General features: G+C 71.0%; 27 protein-coding genes and 1 riboswitch. Of the genes, 13 read left to right on the top strand and 14 right to left on the bottom strand.

Features of this window, described 5'->3' with window-relative positions:
* From HQQ79_RS17080 to HQQ79_RS17065, 4 genes are all read left to right on the top strand, one after another.
* The gene (locus HQQ79_RS17080) at positions 1-870 is read left to right on the top strand and encodes a sugar phosphate isomerase/epimerase family protein (RefSeq protein ID WP_173035836.1); all 870 of its coding nucleotides are present in this window, start codon (positions 1-3) and stop codon (positions 868-870) included.
* Positions 867-1,979, top strand: a complete 1,113-nt coding sequence (locus HQQ79_RS17075; RefSeq protein ID WP_173035834.1) for a transaldolase family protein — start codon at positions 867-869, stop codon at positions 1,977-1,979. The genes HQQ79_RS17080 and HQQ79_RS17075 overlap by 4 nt, the downstream gene beginning before the upstream one ends.
* A gap of 218 nt (positions 1,980-2,197) precedes the next feature.
* A complete protein-coding gene (locus tag HQQ79_RS17070; protein ID WP_173035832.1) occupies positions 2,198-3,391 on the top strand; it encodes a Gfo/Idh/MocA family protein in 1,194 nt (397 codons plus the stop codon).
* 61 nt (positions 3,392-3,452) lie between these two features.
* A complete protein-coding gene (locus HQQ79_RS17065; protein ID WP_071405737.1) occupies positions 3,453-3,860 on the top strand; it encodes a tautomerase family protein in 408 nt (135 codons plus the stop codon).
* 205 nt (positions 3,861-4,065) lie between these two features.
* On the opposite strand, the gene HQQ79_RS17060 is transcribed toward HQQ79_RS17065, so the two are convergent.
* The 3 genes from HQQ79_RS17060 to HQQ79_RS17050 all read right to left on the bottom strand — a co-directional run bounded on the left by HQQ79_RS17060 (position 4,066) and on the right by HQQ79_RS17050 (position 5,995).
* Positions 4,066-4,824, bottom strand: coding sequence for a GntR family transcriptional regulator (locus HQQ79_RS17060; protein WP_071405736.1), 759 nt, complete (start codon positions 4,822-4,824; stop codon positions 4,066-4,068).
* 139 nt (positions 4,825-4,963) lie between these two features.
* Positions 4,964-5,629, bottom strand: coding sequence for an exonuclease domain-containing protein (locus tag HQQ79_RS17055; RefSeq protein WP_173035830.1), 666 nt, complete (start codon positions 5,627-5,629; stop codon positions 4,964-4,966).
* A gap of 198 nt (positions 5,630-5,827) precedes the next feature.
* The gene (locus HQQ79_RS17050; RefSeq protein ID WP_173035828.1) at positions 5,828-5,995 is read right to left on the bottom strand and encodes a hypothetical protein; all 168 of its coding nucleotides are present in this window, start codon (positions 5,993-5,995) and stop codon (positions 5,828-5,830) included.
* Between HQQ79_RS17050 and ychF the strand changes: the two genes are divergently transcribed.
* Together ychF and HQQ79_RS17040 are read left to right on the top strand one after the other, a co-directional pair.
* Positions 5,982-7,055 (top strand): redox-regulated ATPase YchF, encoded by a 1,074-nt coding sequence (gene ychF, locus HQQ79_RS17045; protein ID WP_027464533.1) that lies wholly within the window; start codon positions 5,982-5,984, stop codon positions 7,053-7,055. The two genes, HQQ79_RS17050 and ychF, sit on opposite strands and share 14 nt — an antisense overlap.
* 37 nt (positions 7,056-7,092) lie before the next feature.
* Positions 7,093-7,482: a DUF2510 domain-containing protein gene (locus HQQ79_RS17040; protein ID WP_173035826.1), complete on the top strand. Its 390-nt coding sequence runs from the start codon at positions 7,093-7,095 to the stop codon at positions 7,480-7,482.
* Positions 7,483-7,518: 36 nt separating this feature from the next.
* Here the strand turns inward: HQQ79_RS17040 and HQQ79_RS17035 are convergent, their stop codons facing one another.
* Positions 7,519-7,902 carry a HepT-like ribonuclease domain-containing protein gene (locus HQQ79_RS17035; RefSeq protein WP_173035824.1) on the bottom strand — a complete coding sequence of 128 codons (384 nt, stop codon included), beginning with the start codon at positions 7,900-7,902 and terminating at the stop codon, positions 7,519-7,521.
* Positions 7,899-8,363, bottom strand: coding sequence for a helix-turn-helix domain-containing protein (locus HQQ79_RS17030; protein WP_173035822.1), 465 nt, complete (start codon positions 8,361-8,363; stop codon positions 7,899-7,901). Before HQQ79_RS17030 ends, HQQ79_RS17035 begins: the two co-directional genes overlap by 4 nt.
* A gap of 101 nt (positions 8,364-8,464) precedes the next feature.
* On the opposite strand from HQQ79_RS17030, the gene HQQ79_RS17025 reads away from it, so the two are divergent.
* Positions 8,465-8,929 (top strand): phage tail protein, encoded by a 465-nt coding sequence (locus tag HQQ79_RS17025; RefSeq protein ID WP_173035820.1) that lies wholly within the window; start codon positions 8,465-8,467, stop codon positions 8,927-8,929.
* 81 nt (positions 8,930-9,010) lie between these two features.
* Here HQQ79_RS17025 and HQQ79_RS17020 read toward each other — a convergent pair whose 3' ends face one another.
* The gene (locus HQQ79_RS17020) at positions 9,011-9,298 is read right to left on the bottom strand and encodes a hypothetical protein (RefSeq protein WP_017887091.1); all 288 of its coding nucleotides are present in this window, start codon (positions 9,296-9,298) and stop codon (positions 9,011-9,013) included.
* 272 nt (positions 9,299-9,570) lie between these two features.
* Positions 9,571-10,182 carry an HD domain-containing protein gene (locus tag HQQ79_RS17015; protein WP_173035818.1) on the bottom strand — a complete coding sequence of 204 codons (612 nt, stop codon included), beginning with the start codon at positions 10,180-10,182 and terminating at the stop codon, positions 9,571-9,573.
* 139 nt (positions 10,183-10,321) lie between these two features.
* Here HQQ79_RS17015 and HQQ79_RS17010 point away from each other — a divergent pair, with 139 nt between their 5' ends.
* Both HQQ79_RS17010 and HQQ79_RS17005 read left to right on the top strand, forming a co-directional pair.
* Entirely contained in the window at positions 10,322-11,131 is an 810-nt protein-coding gene (locus HQQ79_RS17010; protein WP_173035372.1) for a hypothetical protein, read from the top strand.
* Positions 11,128-12,999: an amidase family protein gene (locus HQQ79_RS17005; RefSeq protein ID WP_173035815.1), complete on the top strand. Its 1,872-nt coding sequence runs from the start codon at positions 11,128-11,130 to the stop codon at positions 12,997-12,999. Before HQQ79_RS17010 ends, HQQ79_RS17005 begins: the two co-directional genes overlap by 4 nt.
* An 84-nt stretch (positions 13,000-13,083) precedes the next feature.
* On the opposite strand, the gene HQQ79_RS17000 is transcribed toward HQQ79_RS17005, so the two are convergent.
* Positions 13,084-13,860: an isocitrate lyase/phosphoenolpyruvate mutase family protein gene (locus HQQ79_RS17000; RefSeq protein ID WP_173035813.1), complete on the bottom strand. Its 777-nt coding sequence runs from the start codon at positions 13,858-13,860 to the stop codon at positions 13,084-13,086.
* A 112-nt stretch (positions 13,861-13,972) separates the two neighbouring features.
* Between HQQ79_RS17000 and HQQ79_RS16995 the strand changes: the two genes are divergently transcribed.
* Both HQQ79_RS16995 and HQQ79_RS16985 read left to right on the top strand, forming a co-directional pair.
* Entirely contained in the window at positions 13,973-15,160 is a 1,188-nt protein-coding gene (locus HQQ79_RS16995; RefSeq protein ID WP_254066335.1) for a MalY/PatB family protein, read from the top strand.
* 417 nt (positions 15,161-15,577) lie between these two features.
* Positions 15,578-15,958 carry a hypothetical protein gene (locus HQQ79_RS16985; RefSeq protein ID WP_173035809.1) on the top strand — a complete coding sequence of 127 codons (381 nt, stop codon included), beginning with the start codon at positions 15,578-15,580 and terminating at the stop codon, positions 15,956-15,958.
* 28 nt (positions 15,959-15,986) lie between these two features.
* Here the strand turns inward: HQQ79_RS16985 and HQQ79_RS16980 are convergent, their stop codons facing one another.
* A complete protein-coding gene (locus HQQ79_RS16980; protein WP_017887087.1) occupies positions 15,987-16,172 on the bottom strand; it encodes a hypothetical protein in 186 nt (61 codons plus the stop codon).
* A 46-nt stretch (positions 16,173-16,218) separates the two neighbouring features.
* On the bottom strand, positions 16,219-16,707 hold the full coding sequence (locus tag HQQ79_RS16975) for a GNAT family N-acetyltransferase (protein ID WP_173035807.1): 489 nt from the start codon (positions 16,705-16,707) through the stop codon (positions 16,219-16,221).
* Between the two features lie 68 nt (positions 16,708-16,775).
* Here HQQ79_RS16975 and HQQ79_RS16970 point away from each other — a divergent pair, with 68 nt between their 5' ends.
* Positions 16,776-17,660, top strand: a complete 885-nt coding sequence (locus HQQ79_RS16970; protein ID WP_173035804.1) for a LysR substrate-binding domain-containing protein — start codon at positions 16,776-16,778, stop codon at positions 17,658-17,660.
* 46 nt (positions 17,661-17,706) lie between these two features.
* Here HQQ79_RS16970 and HQQ79_RS16965 read toward each other — a convergent pair whose 3' ends face one another.
* The 4 genes from HQQ79_RS16965 to HQQ79_RS16950 form a co-directional block, all read right to left on the bottom strand.
* Positions 17,707-17,961 (bottom strand): hypothetical protein, encoded by a 255-nt coding sequence (locus HQQ79_RS16965; protein ID WP_017887084.1) that lies wholly within the window; start codon positions 17,959-17,961, stop codon positions 17,707-17,709.
* On the bottom strand, positions 17,958-18,440 hold the full coding sequence (locus tag HQQ79_RS16960) for an FBP domain-containing protein (RefSeq protein WP_027464546.1): 483 nt from the start codon (positions 18,438-18,440) through the stop codon (positions 17,958-17,960). The genes HQQ79_RS16965 and HQQ79_RS16960 overlap by 4 nt, the downstream gene beginning before the upstream one ends.
* A gap of 85 nt (positions 18,441-18,525) precedes the next feature.
* The gene (locus HQQ79_RS19230; RefSeq protein ID WP_111056990.1) at positions 18,526-19,263 is read right to left on the bottom strand and encodes a M48 family metalloprotease; all 738 of its coding nucleotides are present in this window, start codon (positions 19,261-19,263) and stop codon (positions 18,526-18,528) included.
* 13 nt (positions 19,264-19,276) lie between these two features.
* Positions 19,277-19,651, bottom strand: coding sequence for a BlaI/MecI/CopY family transcriptional regulator (locus HQQ79_RS16950; RefSeq protein WP_027464548.1), 375 nt, complete (start codon positions 19,649-19,651; stop codon positions 19,277-19,279).
* Positions 19,652-19,747: 96 nt separating this feature from the next.
* Positions 19,748-19,868: riboswitch (glycine riboswitch) on the top strand.
* Between the two features lie 151 nt (positions 19,869-20,019).
* Between HQQ79_RS16950 and gcvT the strand changes: the two genes are divergently transcribed.
* Positions 20,020-21,165, top strand: a complete 1,146-nt coding sequence (gene gcvT / locus HQQ79_RS16945) for a glycine cleavage system aminomethyltransferase GcvT (protein WP_173035802.1) — start codon at positions 20,020-20,022, stop codon at positions 21,163-21,165.
* Positions 21,166-21,169 lie beyond the last annotated feature (4 nt).

The following is a 21,169-nucleotide window of genomic DNA, read 5'->3' as shown; positions in this document are numbered from 1 at the left end:
ATGCCGAAGATCGCGCTCGACCCGACCCCGTTCCACCACGACCTGTCGCTGCTCGAGTTCCCGCGCAAGGTCGCGGAGCTCGGCTACGAGTACCTGCAGCTCACGCCGCACAAGGACTTCATCCCCTTCTACCGGCACCCGAAGGCCGACGACGACCTGGTCGACGCGTTCGCCGCGGCCTGCCGTGACGCCGGTGTCCAGGTGGCGAGCGTGCTGCCCGTGCTGCGCTGGTCGGGCCCGGACGAGGACGCCCGTCAGGCTGCGGTCCGGAAGTGGAAGCGGGTCATCGAGATCACGAAGCGCCTCGGCGTGGACACCATCAACACGGAGTTCTCCGGCCGCCCCGAGCGTGCCGAGGAGTCCGAGGACCAGTTCTACCGGTCGATGGAGGAACTGCTGCCGATCATCGAGGACGCCGGCATCCGTGTGCTCATCGACCCGCACCCCGACGACTTCGTCGAGGACGGCCTCGAGGCGCTCCGGGTGATCCGCGGCCTGAACTCGAAGCACGTCGGCTTCGTCTACGTCGCCTGTCACACGTTCCACTACGGCGGCAACATGGACGAGATCATCGACGCCGCCGGCGACTCGCTGCAGCTGGTCCACGTCGCCGACGCGTACGACCACCGTCGCTCGCACGGCCTGCGCTACATCACGAACCCGCCCGGCAACCCGGTCCGGGTGCACCAGCACCTGCCGGTCGGCCAGGCGGACGTCGACTTCGACGTCTTCTGGGCGGCGCTCGACCGGGTCGGTTTCTCGGCGCGCGAGGACACCGTCGCGGTCTCGAGCGTCTTCGCCGAGGACGAGAACGCCGACGCGGTGTCGCGGTTCCAACTCGACACGATCACGAAGGGACTCCACCGATGACCACCACCCTCGAGACGCAGGCGTCCACCGACGCCGATTCCCGTCCCGTCACCCTGCAGGCCGCGGAGCAGACCCCCACCGCCCTGTGGAACGACTCCGCCGACCCGCGCGAACTGTCGACCGCCATCCACGAGTACGGTGCCGTCGGTGCGACCTGCAACCCGGTGATCGCGTACACCTGCATCCAGCAGGACCCGGAGACCTGGGTCCCGCGCATCCGCGAGATCGCCGAGGAGCACCCGACAGCGGGGGAGTCCTGGATCGGCTGGAAGGCCGTCGAGGAGCTCTCCATCGCCGCCGCGGCGCAGCTGCTGCCCGCGTTCGAGGCGTCCGGCGGCCGGAACGGTCGACTGTCCATGCAGACCGACCCCCGGTTCCACCGCGACGCCGATGCGCTCGTCGAGCAGGCCGTCCGGTTCTCGCAGCTCGCGCCGAACATCATCGTGAAGATCCCCGCCACCAAGGTCGGCATCGCCGCGATCGAGGAAGCCGCCTACCGCGGGGTCTCGATCAACGCCACGGTGTCCTTCACCGTGCCGCAGGTCGTCGCCGTGGGCGAGGCCATCGAACGGGCACTCGACCGGCGTGCTGCCGAGGGCCTGCCCGAGCAGGAGTTCGGCCACGTCGTCACCCTGATGGCCGGCCGCTTCGACGACTGGCTGAAGACCGTCGTCAAGCGCGACCACGCGATGGTGGACCCGGGCATCCTCGAGTGGGCCGGTGTCGCCGCGGTGAAGAACGCCTACCGCGTCTTCCAGGAGCGTGGGTTCCGCTCACGCGTGCTGGTCGCCGCGTTCCGCAACGCACTGCAGTGGTCGGAGTTCCAGGGCGGTGACCTGGTGGTGTCGCCGCCGTTCCAGTGGACGAAGGACATCAACGACAACGCGTTCCCGTTCCGTCCGCACGCCATCGACGACGAGGTCCCCGTGCACGTGATCGAGGCGCTCCGGGCCGCGACGCCGGAGTTCGCCCGCGGCTACGACGTGGACGGCATGACGATCGACGAGTTCGACCGCTTCGGTGCGACCGTGACGACGCTCCGGCAGTTCCTGGACGCCGACGCGAAGCTCGACGCCCTGGTCCGCGACATCATCGTCCCCGCGATCTGAAACGCGATCTGCGACGCGATCTGATGCGCGGCGCGATCCGCGGTCGGAACCACGGGTCGCGCCCCGCGCGCTGACGCACCAGCCTGGAGGCCCGGTGCCGGTCCCCGAGACCGGCACCGGGCCTCCAGGCGGTTGCGTCATGTGCTGACAAAGTCCGCCGCATCGGCTACGCTCGTTGTCGCGCTCCAATGCGCGCCACCTGAACGAAGGAGTTCTCCATGGACAGCATCGGCGTCGGGCTGATCTCGGTCGGCTGGATGGGGCGGTTGCACTCGCGTGCCTACCGAGCGTTGCCGGACCACTTCCCGGAGCTCGGCGTCCAGCCGCGGCTCGTGGTCGCGGCCGACCCGATCGAGGCGGCCCGTGACCAGGCGGTGACGCGGCTCGGGTACGAGCGGGCCGTCGCCGACTACCACGAGGTCCTCGCCGACCCGGCGGTCGACGTCGTGTCGATCTGTTCGCCGAACTTCCTGCACCGCGAGATGGCCGTCGCCGTGGCCGAGGCGGGCAAGCCGTTCTGGATCGAGAAGCCGATGGGGCGGTACGCCAGCGACTCGCGCTCCATCCACCAGGCGGTGCAGCGCGCCGGAGTCATCACGAGTGTCGGTTTCAACTACCGGCACGCCCCGGCGATCGAGCGTGCCCGTGAACTCGTCCGGAGTGGACGGCTCGGCCGGATCACGAACGTGCGCGGCTCGTTGCTCGCCGACTACTCGTCCGACCCGGCAGCCCCGCTGACCTGGCGCTTCGAGCGTGAACGTGCCGGATCGGGTGTGCTCGGCGACCTGCTGTCGCACGGACTCGACCTGGCGCAGTACGTGGTCGGACGCATCGCGTCGGTCAGTGCGCTCGCCGAGACGTTCATCGAGTCGCGGCCCCGCCCGGCTGCCGGCATCGTCGACCGCAGCGCCGCGGCGACCGGCGAGCTCGGTGCGGTCGAGAACGAGGACTACGCCGCGCTGCTGTTCCGCTTCGAGGACGGTGCGGTCGGCACGATGGACTCGAGTCGGGTCATGCGTGGGCCGCACGCCGAGTACACGCTCGAGATCTACGGCACCCGCGGTTCGGTCCGTTGGGACTTCCAGCGCCTCAACGAGCTCGAGGTGTACCTGGACGGGCAAGAGGCCGACGGGTACGCGACGCACTACGTCGCTCCCGGGGACGGCGAGTTCGCCCGGTTCCAGCCGGGTGCCGGCACGGCGATGGGGTACGACGACCTGAAGACGATCGAGGCGGCGCAGTTCATCGCGAGCGTGCAGCGCGGGGAGCAGCTCGCGCCCTCGGTCGCCGACGGGCTGGCTGCCGCGTCGATCGTCGAGGCGGCGGAGGCCTCGCTGGTCGACGGCTCGTGGCACGACGTCGCTCGTGTCGACGGGCCGCTGACGTACGGGGCACCGACGCCGAGGTTCTAGACACCTGGTCGTCCTTGCTTGTTAGTATGTAAGGACAAAGTCCGAGCAATCAGGAGGCACCATGCCGCTCGTCCGTATCGACCTCGCCACCGGCCGCACGCCGGAGGCCGTCCGTGGCATCGCCGACGCCATCCACCAGGCCATCGTCGACGTGTACGGGATCCCGGTGCGGGACCGGTTCCAGGTGATCACCGAGCACCCCGCGCAGCAGATCATCGCCGAGGACGCCGGCCTGGGGTTCGAGCGCACCGAGGGTGTCATCGTCATCCAGGTGTTCACGCAGCGCGGGCGGACCGACGAGGCGAAGGCGGCGCTGTACCGGGCGATCCACGACGCCCTCGCGGCGATCGGTGTCGCGTCCGAGGACGTCTTCATCGGCTACGTCGAGAACGGGCCGCAGGACTGGTCGTTCGGCTTCGGGCGTGCCCAGTACGTCACGGGTGAGCTCGGGGTGCCCGCGCTCGGGTGAGCGGGTGCGGGTGCGGGTGCGGGTGCGGGTGCGGGGTGGTCTCGACACCCCGCTCAGTTCCGGCGTGCGGTCACGAACTGTCGGTTGCCGGGCCTCCGGGCGACAGTTCGTGACCACTCGGCGCATCGCCGACAGCACGTCGTGACCTCTCGCCGAGCAGCCCCGGGCGACGGAACGTGACCGTTCGGCCACGTGACCGCTCGGCCTACTTGTCGACGAGCGTGACCTCGAACGAGTACCGGTCCGGGCGGTAGCAGTGCACGCCGTACTCGACCGCACGGCCCGAGGCGTCGTACGCGGTGCGGCTCATCGTGAGCACCGGGTCGCCGTCCTCGATCTCGAGCAGGCCGGCCTCTTCGTCGGTGACCGCACGGGCCCCGATCCGCTGCTTCGCCACCCGCATCGTGACACCTCGGCCGCGCAGCAGCTGGTACAGCCCGTACGCCTGCAGGTCCTCGTCGGTCAGGTCGAGGAACTCCGGCGGCAGGTAGTTCTCGAGGATCGCCATCGGGACGTCCTCGGCGAACCGCACCCGCCGGATGTGCGCGACGGTCGTGCCGGGCTCGATGCTCAGTGCCGCGGCGACCTCGTCGGACGCGGGGACGTCGTTGCGCTGCAGGAGCTTCGTCGCCGGAGCCTGTGCGCCCTGCGCCAGGTCGTCGTACAGGCTCGTCAATTCGACCTTGCGGGTCACCGGCCCGTGCACGACCTGGGTCCCGATACCGCGGCGGCGCACCAGCAGACCCTTGTCCACGAGGTCCTGGATCGCCCGTCGGATCGTCGGCCGCGACAGACCGAGACGCTCACCGAGGGCGATCTCGTTCTCGAGCCGGGCCCCTGGTGGCATCGCCCCGGAGCGGATCGACTCCTCGATGCGCGAGGCGACCTGGAAGTAGAGGGGCATGGGACCCGACCGGTCCAGGTCCATGAACAGGTCGGACGGCAGCTGGCCTTCGTTGGTCATCGCGGTCCTTCACACGTGCGGAGATGCCGGCGTCGGTGCCGACGGCATTGTCGTGACAATACCACCGGGGATGTGGCGCCCCGGCCGGGCGCAGCGGGCGTTGCGTCAGTCGGCGCAGACCGTCAGTCAGCGCAGACCGTCAGTCGGCGAACACCATCGGCCGGTTCGACAGACGCGGCTGGTTCGCGGCCTTCGGCTTCTCGGCACGCGCGCGGACCGGGGCGATCGTCACCCGGGTCACCGCGCCGAGCGCCTCGACCGTCTCGACCCCGTGGTGCGCGGCGGCGTGCACGACGATCGCGGCGCAGGCCTCGGCGTCGGCGGCGGCGTCGTGGTGCTGGAAGCCCTCGAACCCGGCGGCCATCGCGGCGACCGGCAGGCGGTACGAGTCGAGCGCGTAGGTCTTGCGAGCCACCGCCAGGGAGCACAGCGAGTGGTGCTCGGCCAGGTCGATCCCCGTCGCGGAGCACCCACCGGCGATGACGCCCATGTCGAAGCGGGCGTTGTGCGCCACCAGGACGTCACCCTCGGCGAAGGCCACCAGGTCGGGGTACTGCTGCTCCCACGTCTTGGCGTGCGTGACGTCCTCGGCGACGATGCCGTGGATCCGAGTGTTCCACTCGAGGAACGCGTCGTGCCCGAACGGCGGGCGGATGAACCACGACGCCCGATCGACGACCCGGCCGGCGCGGACCTTCACGAGCCCGACGGAGCAGGCGCTGGCGGGCGAGCTGTTGGCGGTCTCGAAGTCGATCGCGGTGAAGTTCAACGGCACGGTCCCGATCGTCGCACGGGGTGCCGACATCGCCCTCCGTTCCCGTCGGCGTTGCGTGTGGCTAGCCTCGGCGCACAGGCAACGAGGCCGACCGCCGACGCGCACGAGGCGATCGGGGGTGGCGACGACACCATGTGGCGGCCCGAGCGGGTCTAGGGGACTGCTGCGCGCCTCCGGACCGTCGACCGTGCCGACCACTCGCTCCAGGTGCCGGGGGACTGGCGGCGATCACAGCGGCTGCAGGTCGACGTCTTCGACGTCGTCGAGCGGCGCATCACTGCCCTGCTGCGGCCCCCGCTGGGCGCGTCGCGCCCGCTGTACTGACGACGGACTGGAGGCCCGGGTCGGCTCCGACAGGCCGCCGCCGGTAGGCTGTTCTTCCGTGGCTCTCACCATCGGAATCGTCGGTCTCCCGAACGTCGGCAAGTCGACCCTGTTCAACGCCCTGACCAAGAACCAGGTCCTCGCCGCGAACTACCCGTTCGCGACGATCGAGCCGAACGTCGGGGTGGTGAACCTGCCCGACTCGCGGCTCGACCAGCTCGCTGAGCTCTTCCACTCGGAGAAGACCGTGCCGGCGCCGGTGTCGTTCGTCGACATCGCGGGCATCGTCAAGGGCGCGAGCGAGGGCGAAGGCCTGGGCAACAAGTTCCTCGCCAACATCCGCGAGGCCGACGCCATCGCGCAGGTCGTCCGCGGCTTCACCGACGACGACGTCGTGCACGTCGCGAACAAGGTCTCCCCGAAGGACGACCTCGAGGTCATCAACACCGAGCTGATCCTCGCCGACATGGAGACCATCGACAAGGCGCTCCCGCGGTACGAGAAGACCGTGAAGCTCAAGCAGACCGAGCCGATCGTGCTCGAGACCGCTCGCGAGGCCCGTGCCGCGCTCGAGCAGGGCACCCTGCTGTCCGCCACCAAGATCGACCTGTCGCCGATCGCCGAGCTCGGCCTGCTCAGCGCCAAGCCCTTCATCTTCGTCTTCAACGTCGACGAGGCGATCCTGACCGACGAGTCCCGCAAGGCCGAACTGGCCGCGCTCGTCGCACCGGCACAGGCCGTGTTCCTCGACGCCCAGGTCGAGTCTGAGCTCATCGACCTCGACCCGGCGGACGCCGCCGAACTGCTCGAGTCGACCGGTCAGACCGAGTCGGGACTCGACCAGCTCGCCCGCATCGGGTTCGACACCCTCGGGCTGCAGACCTACCTGACGGCCGGTCCGAAGGAAGCCCGTGCGTGGACGATCGGCAAGGGGTGGAAGGCTCCCCAGGCTGCCGGCGTCATCCACACCGACTTCGAGAAGGGCTTCATCAAGGCCGAGGTCATCTCGTTCGACGACCTGATGGAAGCCGGCTCGATCGCCGAGGCCCGCGCTGCAGGCAAGGCCCGCATCGAGGGCAAGGACTACGTCATGCAGGACGGCGACGTGGTGGAGTTCCGCTTCAACAACTGATCTGCCCACGTGGTTCGTCGTGCGCCAGGATGAGCGCATGACGAATGCACAGGCAGGGTGGTACGACGACGGCTCCGGCACCATGCGGTGGTGGGACGGTTCCGCGTGGACGGAGCAGGTGCAGCAGCAGGCGCCCACGGCGTCGGGGGTCGGTGGAGTGATCGGCCGGATCCAGGCGGAAGCGGCTTCGGGCGGTCAGCCGCGTCCGGCACAGAACGGCATGAGCTACGTCGTGCTGCAGGTGGTGCTCAAGGAGAAGTTCTTCGGGACGGGTTCGGGCAACCTCACCGAGCTCGAGAAGGCGATCAACGCGCAGGCTGCGCTCGGGTACCGGCTGCACACGATCACGACGGCTTCCTCGGGGAGCACGGGTTTCGGCGGCGGCGACCGGGTGCAGGCCACGATGGTCTTCGAACGCCTGAACTGAGGCGAGCGGTCCGAGTCGTCGGGCCGCCCGGCGTGGTCAGTCGACGAGCGCCAGGATCACCGCGGGGATGCGGTGCTCGATCGCGTCCCAGACGATCTCCTTCCGCGCCTTCCGGTAGTCGTGCGACAGGAGGTTGCGGGTCTTCCGGACCGCCGCGAGTGACAGGTCCGACGGGAGTCGTGCCTCCCGGTCCTGGGGGATGCGACCGAGCAGGTCGTCGAAGTGGATGATGACCGCTTCGGCTGCTCGGTAGGTGAGGCTGCGTGCCGCGTCGAACTCGCTCCGCCCGTGCTCGACGATCATGGAGCACTCGGCGAGCAGGTCGAGGAAGCTGGCCTGCAGCGACGGCCACCGCTCTTCGAGGGCAGCAGGGTCACGGTCGCTGCGGGGCCGAGGCGTGAACCGGGGAGCCGGCGTCACAGCGGCACGGCTTCGTCGAGGACGTGGGCGAAGTGCTCATCGTCCTCGAGGTCGTCGGTGAGGACGTCGACCTCGAAACCGGTGATGCGCTCGACCTCGTGCGCGAACCCACCGAGATCGAACAGCGATGCCGCGGGGGTCAGGTGGACCAGCAGGTCGATGTCACTGTGTTCGGTGTCCTGCCCGCGCACCGCGGAGCCGAAGACGCGGACGTCGTCGAGATGGAAGCGCTTCGCCTCGTCGAGGATCGCGTCGGCGTAGATGGCGAGCGGGATGCTCGGGCGGGTGTGGGCCGCTTCGAGGATTCGCCGGAGCGACTCCGGGCGCGGCCGCTTCCGTCCGCTCTCGTACGCCGAGATGGTGGGCTGCTGCATGCCGGCGGCGGCAGCGAGACCGGTCTGCGAGAGACCGAGGTCTTCGCGGGCAGCGCGGATCAGCTCCGCAGCACGTTCGACCCGCATGGCGACCCCCCCTATAGCTCTCGACTATAAAGGACTCGCCCTGGCTGGTGAAGTGGCATGGGGGACTAGATTCGGCTCGTCCGAGCGCCCGAGGAGGCCCCATGCCGTACGTCGTCGACTTCGTGAACGTCTCCACGGTGGGGCTCGAGACATCACCGGTGGTGGATGCGCTCGCCGGCCTCCGTGCGAACGAAGCCCGTTACTTCAAGAACAAGTACGACCACGACCTCACCACACGTCCTGCCGCCGAGGCTCCCGAGCTGGTCGAGTACGTCGCCCGCGTACTCGTGGAGGAGCGGGGTCTCGTGATCGCGTCCCCGCCACTCGAGGCCACCGAAGCAGTGGTCGACGGCGTCCGCTGGACCTACGTCTTCTACGAGTCCGGCCTGGCGATCAACGTTCTCTACACACTCGAACCGGGCGGCAAGCGAGCGGTCGGGTTCAAGCTCTCCGACGGCATGGAAGTGCCGGAGGAACTCGCCGACAAGTTCAAGTTCGCCCGGCAGCGGTCGAAGCTCGCGGGCACGATCCGCGGCTCGTTCTTCGTGATCAAGGGCGAGTACTGACGTGCCGCACCGGGGCTGCCCCCGGAACGACGAAGCGCCGCCGAGCGAACTCGGCGGCGCTTCGTGGTGGTGCTGGTGGACCTAGGCCGCGAGGGCCATCTCGCCGGCCTGCACGGACTGTGCCTGCAGCAGGGTGCGGCTGGCCTCGCCCGCCCAGGAGCGGCCCGGGACGGTCCAGCCGGCCTCGCCGACGGCGTCGAGCCGGGTGCCCCGGGTGACGAAGGTCCCCAGGTCGTCGGCCGCGATGCGCACGAGGTACTCGCGCTGCGAGCGGTCGTCGCGCACCGGGAACTCGGCGATGCGGTCGGGGGTGATCGTCGGGGCCGCGAGTGCGGTCCCGAACACGGTGATTCGTTCGTTGCTGGTCATGGTGCTGTACTTCCTGGTCATTCGGCGCCAGGGCGACTCGGTGTCGGCGGACGTCTCAGTCCAGCGCGACGCATCGAGTGCGGGGCGCGCACGTCGAGTTTCAACGTGCAGCTCGTCCGTTCGGATCGAGCGGTGTCTCGAGTGGAATGCGACTCGGGTGAGTCGGTGTCGAGAGGTTGGTGTGCGCGAGTCAGATGGGTTCGCTGCAGTGCACCAACCAGAGACTATACGCCCACCCCGCCGAGAAGTCCAGCGAGCGACCGGACCGAGCGTCAGGAGGCCAGGAAGGCCGCCCAGCGGTCCCCGCCGGCGGCCACGTTGCCCGAGCCGTCGAGGCGGGCGGCCGCGGACGACGGCTTGCGCGAAGCCTGCTCGTGGATCAGCCCGTCAAACGTCGCCGAGAAGTCCAGACGGGGCACCGCGGCCGTGACGTCCCGCAGGTCGTCCGACGACCACCTGTCGAAGCCCACACCGGAGACGTCGAGCGAGGTCGCGACCTCGAGCAGGTGCCCCTCGGCGTCGAGCTCCGGTTCGACGGACCGCCACATGTGCCGCTCGATGATCTCGCCGACCCGACGGGCTCGCACGGCGTCCCACCCGGCACCGAGCGCGAAGACCGAGCCGACCGCGCCGCCGGCGTCCTCGAAGGGCACCCCGTGGGCGTCGAACGACGGGGTCACGCCGAGGTCGTGGAGCATCGTCGCCACGAAGAGCAGCTCGGGGTCCGGTTCGAGGTCGACCGTCGGGGCGAGCAGGACGGCCCAGGCCCACGAGCGCAGGCAGTGGTGCACGAGGGCGGGTTCGGACCATGCCCGCACGACCTCTAGTGCGCGCGCAGCAACGGGGGAGGGCGGGGTGAGCAGGGCTTCGACGTCGACCGACATGGCACGACAGTAGCGGCAGGAACGAGCCGTAACGGGGCGGAAACGTGCCGGGCCAGAACCGGAAACAGCACCCCGTTAGCTTTCGGTTCACTGAGTACCCGCTCAGCACCCCTCCACCCCACCCGAAGGAACTGCGCCCATGCAGCACCGACCACGGCTGCGCCCCCGCGCGACGATCGTCTCCTCGACGCTCGTCGCCGCCGGGGCGTTCGGCCTCGCCGTCCTGACGGCCGCTCCGGCCCAGGCAGCACCCACCGCGACCACCGCCACCATCGACGCCCCGGCCACCGTGACCGTCGGCACCGCGTTGGACGTCGACCTGACGATCCCGGACACGGCCGACGTCTACGCGTACGAGATCACGCTCGAGGCCGACTCGGTGCAGTACCGGGACGACAGCGTCACCGGCCCGGACGGTGGCTTCGACAGCGTCGAGCAGGACGGGGACGCCCTGACGATCGTGCACACCCGTCTCGGCACCTCACCGGCGCTCGACGGCGACCTGGCCAGCTCGATCTCGCTGACCCCGACGGCGGTCGGCAGCGTCGACCTCGACGTCACGAGCATCACCCTCGTCGGCTCCGACGGCACGTCGACGACCCTCGACGCCCCGGCGAGCACCACCGTCGTGGTCGCCGCGGCCGCGACCACCGCCCCGACGGCCACGCCGACGCCGGGTGCGACCATGCAGCCCGGCGCCGGTGGCGGCACGGGTGCCCCCGCCGGCCCGGGCGACCCGACGGCACCGGGCGCCGATCCGACCGACGGCGCCACCGCCGGGGCAGGAGCCGGCGGGGACGACCGTCCGACCGGAGGCGACCTCGCCTGGACCGGCGCCGACGTCGCGCCGTGGATCGCCGCGTCCATCGCCCTGCTCGCAGCCGGCGGCACCCTGATCACCCTGCGGGCCCGTCGTGCCCGCCGCGACCGCACCGGAGCCTCCGCATGACCGCCACGAAGCAGGCCGCCAGCAAGCAGGACGCCAGCAAGAAGCGCACCGCCGTCGCCGGCGCCGCACTCATCGCCCTCGTCGGCACCGTCCTCGCCGCGACCCCCGCGATCACCGCCGCCGCAGCACCCGCGGCCGTCGACGCCAGCCCCGCCGCCATGCTCGCGCCGTACTACACGGACCTCGACCTGACCGGCGACGACCAGGTCACCCGGGCCGACCTCGCCGTGCTCACCGACCACCTCGGTGCGACGACCGCGAGCACCGACTGGGCGACGGTCAGCGCCGCGGACACCGACGCCGACGGCACCATCAGCGTCGCCGACCTGGCCGGGTTGTCCCAGCGGATGATCTACGACGACGGCCCCTTCCAGCTCGTCGAGGCGTCGACCATCGACATGCAGGCCGCGATGAACGCCGGGGTCACCACGTCGGTCGCGATCACCGAGGACTACCTCGACCGCATCGCCGCCTACGACCGCGCGAAGGTCGACACCGCGTCGACCGGGCGCCCGCTCAACTCGATCGTCACCACAAACGCCGACGCCCTGGCCGCCGCGAAGACCGCGGACGCCGAGCGCGCCGAGCACGGGATGACGAGCATGCTGCTCGGCGTGCCGATCGCGGTGAAGGACAACTACGACACGAAGGACATGCCCACCACCGGTGGCTGCGGCTGCTGGGACGACAACCAGACCGACACCGACGCCGCCATGGTCACCGGCCTCCGCGACGCCGGCGCCGTGATCCTGGCGAAGGCCAGCCTCGACGAGTTCGCCTTCGGCTTCGTCTCCGAGTTCTCGTCGAACCAGCCCGCCGGCTCGTCGCTCCTGGTCGCCAGCCCGTACAACACGGCGCAGACGGCCGGTGGCTCGAGTGGCGGCACCGGCGCGGCGATCTCCGCGAACCTCGCCGGGATCGGCTTCGGCACGGACACGGGCGGGTCGATCCGTGTGCCGTCGACGTACAACCAGCTCGTCGGCATCCGGCCCACGGTCGGCCTGACCAGCCGCGACGGGATCATCCCGCTCGCCCTGTCCCAGGACACTGGCGGCCCGATCACGCGCTCGGTGACCGACGCCGCGGTCGCGCTCGACGCCGTCACCGGCGTGGACGCGGCGGACCCGGCGACGAGTGCACAGGCCGGCAAGGTGCCCACGTCGTACACGTCGTCGCTCGACGCCGACTCCCTGCAGGGCGCCCGCATCGGCTACGTGACGAGCATGGTCGGCACGAACGCCACGACGAAGCGCCTGTTCGACGCCTCCGTCGCGAAGCTCGAGGCCGCTGGTGCCACCGTCGTCCCGATCACGGCGACGACGGCCTTCAACCGGGTCCTGTCCGAGGGCAGCGGCAGCACGAACGAGTTCAAGCACGACCTGGACGAGTACGTGGCGAAGCACCTCGACCCCGACGTCGCCGCTCGCTCGCTGCAGGGCATCCTGGCCTCGGGTGAGTACGTGCCGAGCCGCAAGAGCACCTACCAGTCGCGCGACCTGATCACCGACACGCAGTACCAGGCGTGGGCCGGTCCGACGGGGTCGCACACGACGCAGCTCGCCACCGGCAAGCAGCTCGTGACGCAGATGCTCGACGACCAGGACCTCGACGCGCTCGTCTACCCGTCGGGCACGCCGTACGGCACGCAGTCGACGAACATGCGCCTCAGCCCGAACACCGGCATGCCGGCGATCACCGTCCCGATGGGCCAGGCGACCGCTGCCGACAACACGATCACCGGTGCCGGCGTGAACCTGGAGTTCCTCGGCCGCTCGTTCGACGAGAGCACGGTCATCGGCCTCGGTTACGCCTTCGAGCAGGAGACGCACGCGCGCACCGCGCCCGCGCTGTACCCGGCGCTCGGTTGAGCTGAGCGGGTCGCGTGACGCGACCACGGGATGGACGGGAGGCCCGGTGCCAGCTGGCACCGGGCCTCCCGTCCGTCCGCTCCGTCAGTTCAGGGTCGGGGTGTCCTCCGGCACGACGCCGTCGGCGTACAGGTCGGTCGCCAGGTCACGGAGCGCGCGCAGCGCGACCCGCTGCGTGAGCGGGCCGTAGGAGATGCGGGCGACGCCGAGCGCCTCGTACTCCGCGGCGGGCAGGGCACCGGGCAGGCCGATGACCGAGAGCTTGCCGCGGCCCAGACCGGCGACGAGTCGCTCGACCACGGAACGCTCGATCGCGCCGGGCACGAAGACGAGCGCGGCGCCGTTGTCGAGGAACGCCTTGCCGCGTGCGATGGCGTCTGCGATGCTCTCGTCGATCGGACGGTCGCCGCCGCGGGCGATCGCGTCGGTGCGGGCGTTCAGCTGGAAGTCGACGCCCTCGGCCTGTGCCGCAGCGGTGATCGCGGCGACGCGGGCGACCGCCTCGTCGAAGGGACGCAGCCGGTCCTCGACGTTGGCGCCCACGATGCCCGAGCCGATGGCGCGGCGGATCGTCTCGGCGGGGTCCTCGTAGCCGTCGTCCAGGTCCGCGGTGACCGGCAGGTCCGTGGCGGCCGCGACGATCGCCGCCCCGGACAGGGCGAGTTCGAGGGGCATGCCGCCGTCCTCGTACCCGTACGACGCGGCGATCGAGTGCCCGGCGGTGGCGATCGCCTTCGTGCCGGGCAGGTCGCTGACGACCTTGGCGGTGATCGCGTCCCACACGTTCACGACGCGCAGGATCTCGGGGGCTTCGTGCAGCTGCTTGAGGGTGACGGCCTTGTCGGCGGTGCTCGTGCTCATGCTGCCGACAGTAGGCCGACGGGGCGGCCCCCGGCCGCGAGCCCACCCGAAGACGACGTGGGATGACGTCGGGAGTCGCGCCGGGCCTCCTGGCAGGGGCATGCTGGGACGCATGGCGAGCGACGAGCAGGACCCGGTCGGCACGCTCCGCGGGGTCCGGACGAGCATCAAGTGGACGCGGTACGCGCCCGACGTGCTGCCCCTGTTCGTCGCCGAGATGGACCACGACGTCGCGCCGGCGATCCGGCAGGCCCTGATCGAGCGGGTCTCGCAGTCCGACCTCGGGTACCTCGACGGCCCCGGGCCGCTCGCTCCCGCCTTCGCGCAGTTCGCGCTGGACCGCTGGGGCTGGGAGATCGACCCGTCGCGGATCCACCTGGCCACCGACGTCAGCGTCGGGATCGTCGAGTCGCTGCGGCTCGCGCTGCCCGACGGCGGGCGCGTCGCGATCACGCCGCCGGTGTACCCGCCGTTCTTCGAGCTCGTCGAAGAGGCCCGATGTCAGGTCGAGGAGGTCCCGCTGCTCGAGCAGTGGGGGCAGTACCGGCTCGACCTCGAGGGCCTCGAGCGGGCGTTCGCCGACGGGGTCGGCGTCTTCCTGCTCTGCAACCCGCACAACCCCGTCGGACTCGTGCACGACCGGGCCGACCTCGTGGCGATCGCCGAACTGGCCGCGAAGTACGACGTCCTCGTCATCAGCGACGAGATCCACGCGCCCCTGACCCACCCCGGCGTGCAGTTCACCCCGTTCGCCGCCGTCGCCGAGCCGCTCGGAGCCCGCAGCGTGTGCGTGACCTCGGCGAGCAAGGGGTGGAACCTCGCCGGTGTGAAGTGCTCGGTCATCGTCGCCGGCGATCCCCGGACCGCCGCGCTCCTCGACACCCTGTGGGAGGAGGTCGCCTGCCGCACAAGCATCCTCGGGCTGCACGCGAACCTGGCGGCGTTCACCCTGGCGACGGACTGGCTCGACGACGTCGTGGCGCGCATCGTGGCGAACGACCAACTGCTCGCCAAGCTGCTCGCCGAGCACCTGCCCGGGGTCGTCTACACGCGGCCGCGCGCCGGGTACCTGGCGTGGCTCGACTTCCGCGGCATCGGCCTCGGCGACGACCCCGCGGTGCCGCTGCGGGAGCACGCGTACGTCGCGCTCAACTCCGGGCTGGGGTTCGGGTCCGAGGGGCGCGGGTTCGTCCGGCTCAACCTGGCGTGCTCACCGGAAACCCTGCGCGAGGCAGTGTTCCGGATCGCCGCGGCGTACCCGTCGAGCGCGCAGGAGGGGCTGGTCTGGCACGTCGCCTGACCTGCTCCTGACCCGCGCCTGACCGGCGCGTGCCGGCGACGCGGCTGGAAGGCTCGTCCTCCACAACTCGCCCTGGCTGAAATCTGTTCACAGATCGCGTTGAGTCTCCTGGATCGCGCTCCGCGGACCGCCACGGTCGGTGCATGCAGAGATCCGATCCGACAGTGTCCAATCGAGATAGGCAGGATTGCCTAGTCACAGTTGGCCAGCTACGGTGAAGCGCACGGAGTTGCTCCGCCGGCTCGCTCGGAAGGCTGACGAGAACGACGTCGAGTTCGTGTTCCACCGCCACGGCGGGAGACACGACCTGTTCCGCTTCGGTCGGAACACGGTCGTCGTTCCGAGGCACCGAGAGGTGGAGGAGATGACGGCGCGCGGCATCCTCCGTGACTGCGACCGACGAGGAGATGGGCGACGATGAGCCGACACACGGTGCGCGCGGAGCGCGGCAAGAAGTACTGGGTGATCTGGATCGACGGCGTCATCCGGACGCAGGCGAAGCGCGAACGAGAGATCGAGCTGATGGCTCGCGACTGGCTCTTGCTGATGAACGACGACCGCGATCCGAAGTCCTTCGAACTCGTCGTCGAGGTGGCGATGCCCGAAGCGGCGCAGGCGCACCTGGACCGGGCGGTCGCGCTCCGCGAGGAGTCCGAGCGCGCACGCGTCGAGGCAGCGAAGGAGACGGCCGCCGCGGCGCTGGTCCTGCACGAGTGCGGGCTCACGGTGCGTGAGATCGGACCGCTGCTGCACGTCTCGCACCAGCGAGCACAACAGCTGGTCGCCGCTGCTCGCTGACCGCCCGGGTCATCGAGCTCCGCCGGGATCAGGCCACGTACTGGTTGCGGCCGACGACGCGGATGCGCAGGTCGTCGTCACGGTCCATCGCGAGGAGCTCGCGGGCCACGAACCCGACGGACGGCCACCGGGACACCTCGGTCACCATGAAGCCGTCGATGAAGACCTGCCACGCGCCGGCCTCGCGGACCGCCTGCACCTCGTACGTCGCCATGCCGCGAGCGTACCGGGACCGGGCCGCCGTCAGCGCAGGTCGAACGTCACTGCAGGTCGAGGGTCATGTGCACGTCGGCCCGGACGTACGGGCTCGGGGCGACCTCGTCCTCGCGCAGGTGCCGGAAGCCGAACGCCTCGTACAGGTGCACGGCGCTGGCGAGCCGCGCGTTGCTCTCCAGGTCGATGCGGTGTGCACCGAGTTCGCGTGCCCGGTCGAGCGCCGCGGTGATGAGCTTCCGCCCGGTGCCGTGCCCCTGGTGGTCGGGGGAGACGGCCATCTTCACGAGCTCGAACACTCCGGAGGTGGTGGGGACGACCCCGATGCACCCGACGACCTGGTCGTCGAGACGGGCGACCAGGACGGACCCGCCCCGCTCCACGACGCGGCCGACGGGATCGGAGAGGAACACGCGGTCCTCGTCCTCGAGGGTGAAGTACCGGGTGATCCACGCCTCGTTGAGCGTGCGGAACGCCTCGGCGTCCGCGGCGGTGGCGAGGTCGGCGATGGTGACGGTGGAGGTCGCTTCGGGCATGCAACCATCCTCTGGCGGCGATGCAGTCACGTCCAATACTCGTTCGCGCTGATCGATACGCTGTGTGCATGGATCGCGAACCGGACGTCGACCTCCGGCAGCTGCGGGCGTTCCTGGCCGTCGCCGACGAGCTGCACTTCGGCCGTGCTGCCGAGCAGCTGCGGATCGCCCAGCCCGCGCTGTCCCAGCAGATCCGGCGGACCGAACGCGCGCTCGGGGTCGACCTGTTCGTCCGGACCAGCCGCAGTGTGGCCCTGACCGCAGCCGGCCGGGTGCTGCAGGGGCGTGCGCGATCGCTGCTCGGGCAGGTGCGACGGGACCTCGACGAGACGGAGCGGGTCGGTCGGGGCGAGGTCGGTCGGCTCGACGTCGGGTTCGTCGTCTCCGCGCTGCCCCTCGGTCCGATCGAACGCGTGCAGGCGTTCCGGAAGCGCTACCCGCTGGTCCGGGTGGAACTGACCGAGGGGTACTCGTCGACCCTGCTCGCCCGGATCGTCCGCGGCGAACTCGACCTCGCCGTCGTCCGCGATGCCGACCCGGACCCCGCCGTGCGGCTGCTGCCGTTCCGTTCCGAGGCCTTCGTCGCCGCTGTCCCGCGCGGCCACCGGTTGGCGGATCGGGGTCGCATCCGCGGCACCGAACTGGTCGACGAGCCGTTCGTCTTCTTCCCGGCGGTCGCGGGGGCCCTGGCGACCGAGCGCAACCTCGCACCGGTCACCGCCGGTGGCCGCCGTCCCGTCGTCGTGCAGGAGGCCACGACCTGGGCGACCGTGCTCCACCTGGTCGGGGTGGGCCTCGGTGTCACGGTGGTGCCGGAGAGTGCCGCGCTCGCCGCACCCGACACCGTGGCGCTCCTGCCCCTCGAGGGCAGCGACCACCGCAGCGAGCTCGCCTGGGCGATGCGCGCCGACGACGACCGCGAGATCCTGCGCAACTTCGTCGCCCCGGACTGACCGAGCGGACCGGCTGCGCGAGCGGACGCCCATCGGGCATCCTCGCTCAGCCGAGCGACAGGACGGGCGCCCGGTGGTCACCGAGTTCGTCGATGCGCCACGGCCGAGCGCCGCGCAGCGTCAAGCCGAGCTGGACCAGCACGAACCCGACGTGCGGCTCGACGTCGGGGTCCCACGGCCCCTCGACGCCCAGGCCGAACGCGCCGAGTTCGTCGTCGGCCTCGTCCCGCAGGGTCAGCCGCCACCGGCCGTCGCCGAGTTCCTCGACCACGGCCCAGCGGGCGGTGCCGAACCGGCTCACGCCGTCTTGGTGATGTCCGCGGTGAAGTTCTGCACGCGCTGCAGCAGGGAGGCACCACGCATCGCGATGGTCGCCGGCGGGTTCAGGTGCGGGGGCGCGGTGCGGATCAGCATCGGGCACCCGAGGTCTTCGCAGATGTAGGTGCCGATCGTGTTGCCGTTGCGCCCGGACTCGCCGGCGCGCGCGGCGGAGAACAGCCGGACCTGGGTCGCGGGCTGCGGCGAGTGGCAGAACGAGCACATCGCGGCGATGCCGGGGCGCAGCGAGCCACCGGCGGACCGGACGACGATGCCCACGGGGCGCTCGTCGATCCAGGACACGATGTACCCGCGGCGGGCGGCCTGCGGGTCGCGCCAGCCCAGGAACTCGCGTTCGTCCCAGAGTGTCTCGTGCAGGCCCGGGATGGGCAGCTGTGCGAGTTCGTCGGGGGTGGCGTTCACGAACGACGATCGGATGTCGGCTTCGGTCAAAGGCTTCACGGTCCGATCACCATATGCCTCGCCCCCGACACGTGGTGCGTCACGACAGCCGTGTGGGCGACGGCGCAGTCTCGGATCGTCCCGTTCAGGACAGCCTGGAGGCACGGATCGCGCCGAGCGCGCTGCTCCCGTCCGCCACCAGCACCGCCCGGCGCAGGGCGTCGCGTCCGACGCGACGGGCCGCCGCGTCGTCCGCGGCGAACTCCACGAGCACACGCGTCGACCGCGCCATGGCGCGCGCACCGGGCACCCACGGGACCGCACGTTCGATCGATTCGGCGACCGCGACCGCAGCCGCGTGGTGCTGGGTCAGGTGGGCGCGTTCGTGGGCGACCACGGCCTCCAGTTCGTCGGTGCGCAACCGGTCTGCCAAGCCGGTGCTGACGAGGACGCCACCGCTGCGCCCCGGGACGGCGCACGCCAGTGCGTGGTCGGCCTCGACGACGGCGACGGGGGTGCCGTCGATCTCGCGGTGCGGGGCGACGCCGGAACGCATCGCCTGCCGGACGGCCTCGTGTTCCGGGCCGGGGCGCACCCGGACCGCGACGACGAACGCGACGACCCCGAGCAGCGCGACGCCGACGTTGAAGCCGTGTGTGGGGGAGTCGTCCCCGCCGAACAGCTCGGTGACCGGACGGTCCGCGAGCACCACGAGGGTGATGCCGACCACGAAGCCGACGACGCCGAGCAGGACCGCGACCGACCAGCAGACCAGCGCGGTGCGGGGCAGGTCGATCGTCCAGGCTGAGCGGGTCAGGACCCGGGGTGCGAACACCACCACCGCGAGTGCGAGGACGATGAGCGCGATGCCGGCGACGACCACGGTGCGCAGCCGGTCAGGAGCGGGCGCGGGCGTCGAGGGCGCGGCGCAGGGCCTCGAGGTCGTCCGAGGCGAGCGAGCCGGTGAACTGCAGCAGTGCGGCCTCGCGGTCGGAGGACGCGGCGAGCGCGCTCGACATCAGCGACGCGGTCTGCTCGTCGCGACTGTGCACGGCGCGGAACGTCAGGGGAGCGTCGTCGTGTTGTTCCCGTTCCACCTGGCCCTTGCGGCCGAGCCGGTCGAGTACGGTGAGGACGGTCGTCAGCGCGGGGCGGGGCTCCGGGAACGCGTCGAGCACCTGGCGTGCGGTGAGACCTGCGTCGGCGGAGCGGAGTGCGTCGAGCACCGCCTGCTCCAGCTGCCCGCGGGGGCGCGATCGTTGTCCGGCCATCCCCGCATTCTACGAGATGTCGAAGGCCGGGCCACGACACACGCTCGTAACGCGGTCTCGGTATGCTCTGGGCGGACAACTGAACACACCGGCCGCTCATCCGTCGCGGGAGACGCCGTGCACGTACCTCCGGGTACGTCGTGCCCTCGGGCGCACGCACGGCACCGAAGGAGCAATCCCCCCGTCAATCTCTCAGGTCCCACACCGCAGCGGACAGGCCACTCTGAAAAGCAGACGCTCGGTCGTCTCGCCCACGGTGAAAGCCGCCGGACCTCACGGGCCGCGGTGAAACTCTCAGGCCCATGACAGAGGGGGAGTTCCACCCGGCGATCGTCGCCGGGCCCTGCCGATGCCAGGAGAACTCCGCCATGAGTCCGTCCCCACTGCCCACGCCGGGTCAGCGTTCGTCGCCGCTCGAAGCCGTGCACGAAGCCGCCGGTGCGACCTTCACCGACTTCGCCGGGTACCGCATGCCCGTGCGCTACTCGTCGGACCTCGCCGAGCACCACGCCGTGCGCGAGGCCGCCGGGGTCTTCGACCTGTCGCACATGGCCGAGATCGGGGTGACCGGCACCGACGCCGTCGCCTTCCTCGACCACGCGCTCGCCGGGTCCTTCGGCGCGATGCCGATCGGCCGCGCCAAGTACTCGCTGCTGCTCGCCGAGGACGGCGGGATCCTCGACGACCTCGTCGTGTACCGGACCGACGACGACGTCTTCCTCGTCGTCGCGAACGCCTCCAACCGCGATGTCGCCGTCAGCGCGCTCACCGCACGGGCCGACGGGTTCGACATCGAGGTCTCCGACGACTCCGACACCACGGCCCTCGTCGCCGTGCAGGGCCCTGCGGCGGCCGGCACGCTCGACGCCCTCGTGGTCGCCGACCGCCTGCAGCCGGAGACCCCGCTCGACGAACTCGGCTACTACCGGGTGCTGCACGCGCTGTTCGACGGTGCCGACGTGCTCGTCGCGCGCACCGGGTACACCGGCGAGGACGGCTTCGAGGTCTACACCGACCCGGACACCGCCCCGGTGCTCTGGGACGCCCTGCTCGAGGCCGGCGCCGACCGCGGGGTCGTCCCCGCAGGCCTCGCCGCACGCGACACCCTGCGGCTCGAGGCCGGTATGCCCCTGTACGGGCACGAGCTCGGCACCGACGTCCGCCCGGCCCAGGCGGGCCTCGGCCGTGTCGTCGCCAAGGACGGCGACTTCGTCGGTGTGGCCGGCGTCACCCCGTCCGCGGACGCCCGCGTGCTCGTCGGCCTGGTGACCGAGGGCCGCCGTGCTCCCCGAGCCGGCTACGACGTCGTGCTCGACGGTACGGTCGTCGGCACCGTGACCTCGGGCGCGCTCTCGCCGACGCTCGGCCACCCGGTCGCGATGGCCTTCGTCGACCCGGCCGCGCTCGCCGCCGTGTCGGACGGGGCACAGGTCCTCCACATCGACGTCCGCGGGACTGCCGTCCCCAGCACGGTCTCCGCGTTCCCCTTCTACCGCCGCGCCTCGAAAGGCTGACCCC

The organism is Curtobacterium sp. VKM Ac-2852 (assembly GCF_013205045.1).
In the GTDB taxonomy this organism is placed as follows: Bacteria; Actinomycetota; Actinomycetes; order Actinomycetales; family Microbacteriaceae; genus Curtobacterium; species Curtobacterium flaccumfaciens.
Note: the sequence above shows the minus strand (reverse complement) of the source record. Positions and strands in the feature narration are given on the sequence as shown.

Coding starts and splice junctions, on each gene's coding strand:
- HQQ79_RS16975 (WP_173035807.1), bottom strand. CDS start 16,707: ATGCCCGAAGCGACCTCCACCGTCACCATCGCCGACCTCGCCACCGCC.
- HQQ79_RS16980 (WP_017887087.1), bottom strand. CDS start 16,172: ATGGCGACGTACGAGGTGCAGGCGGTCCGCGAGGCCGGCGCGTGGCAG.
- HQQ79_RS17075 (WP_173035834.1), top strand. CDS start 867: ATGACCACCACCCTCGAGACGCAGGCGTCCACCGACGCCGATTCCCGT.
- HQQ79_RS16985 (WP_173035809.1), top strand. CDS start 15,578: ATGAGCCGACACACGGTGCGCGCGGAGCGCGGCAAGAAGTACTGGGTG.
- HQQ79_RS17000 (WP_173035813.1), bottom strand. CDS start 13,860: ATGAGCACGAGCACCGCCGACAAGGCCGTCACCCTCAAGCAGCTGCAC.
- HQQ79_RS17065 (WP_071405737.1), top strand. CDS start 3,453: ATGCCGCTCGTCCGTATCGACCTCGCCACCGGCCGCACGCCGGAGGCC.
- HQQ79_RS17025 (WP_173035820.1), top strand. CDS start 8,465: ATGCCGTACGTCGTCGACTTCGTGAACGTCTCCACGGTGGGGCTCGAG.
- HQQ79_RS17055 (WP_173035830.1), bottom strand. CDS start 5,629: ATGTCGGCACCCCGTGCGACGATCGGGACCGTGCCGTTGAACTTCACC.
- gcvT (WP_173035802.1), top strand. CDS start 20,020: ATGAGTCCGTCCCCACTGCCCACGCCGGGTCAGCGTTCGTCGCCGCTC.
- HQQ79_RS17020 (WP_017887091.1), bottom strand. CDS start 9,298: ATGACCAGCAACGAACGAATCACCGTGTTCGGGACCGCACTCGCGGCC.
- HQQ79_RS17030 (WP_173035822.1), bottom strand. CDS start 8,363: ATGCGGGTCGAACGTGCTGCGGAGCTGATCCGCGCTGCCCGCGAAGAC.
- HQQ79_RS17010 (WP_173035372.1), top strand. CDS start 10,322: ATGCAGCACCGACCACGGCTGCGCCCCCGCGCGACGATCGTCTCCTCG.
- HQQ79_RS17060 (WP_071405736.1), bottom strand. CDS start 4,824: ATGACCAACGAAGGCCAGCTGCCGTCCGACCTGTTCATGGACCTGGAC.
- HQQ79_RS16970 (WP_173035804.1), top strand. CDS start 16,776: ATGGATCGCGAACCGGACGTCGACCTCCGGCAGCTGCGGGCGTTCCTG.
- HQQ79_RS17080 (WP_173035836.1), top strand. CDS start 1: ATGCCGAAGATCGCGCTCGACCCGACCCCGTTCCACCACGACCTGTCG.
- HQQ79_RS17070 (WP_173035832.1), top strand. CDS start 2,198: ATGGACAGCATCGGCGTCGGGCTGATCTCGGTCGGCTGGATGGGGCGG.
- HQQ79_RS17005 (WP_173035815.1), top strand. CDS start 11,128: ATGACCGCCACGAAGCAGGCCGCCAGCAAGCAGGACGCCAGCAAGAAG.
- HQQ79_RS16950 (WP_027464548.1), bottom strand. CDS start 19,651: ATGGCCGGACAACGATCGCGCCCCCGCGGGCAGCTGGAGCAGGCGGTG.
- HQQ79_RS17050 (WP_173035828.1), bottom strand. CDS start 5,995: ATGGTGAGAGCCACGGAAGAACAGCCTACCGGCGGCGGCCTGTCGGAG.
- HQQ79_RS16995 (WP_254066335.1), top strand. CDS start 13,973: ATGGCGAGCGACGAGCAGGACCCGGTCGGCACGCTCCGCGGGGTCCGG.
- HQQ79_RS17040 (WP_173035826.1), top strand. CDS start 7,093: ATGACGAATGCACAGGCAGGGTGGTACGACGACGGCTCCGGCACCATG.
- HQQ79_RS17015 (WP_173035818.1), bottom strand. CDS start 10,182: ATGTCGGTCGACGTCGAAGCCCTGCTCACCCCGCCCTCCCCCGTTGCT.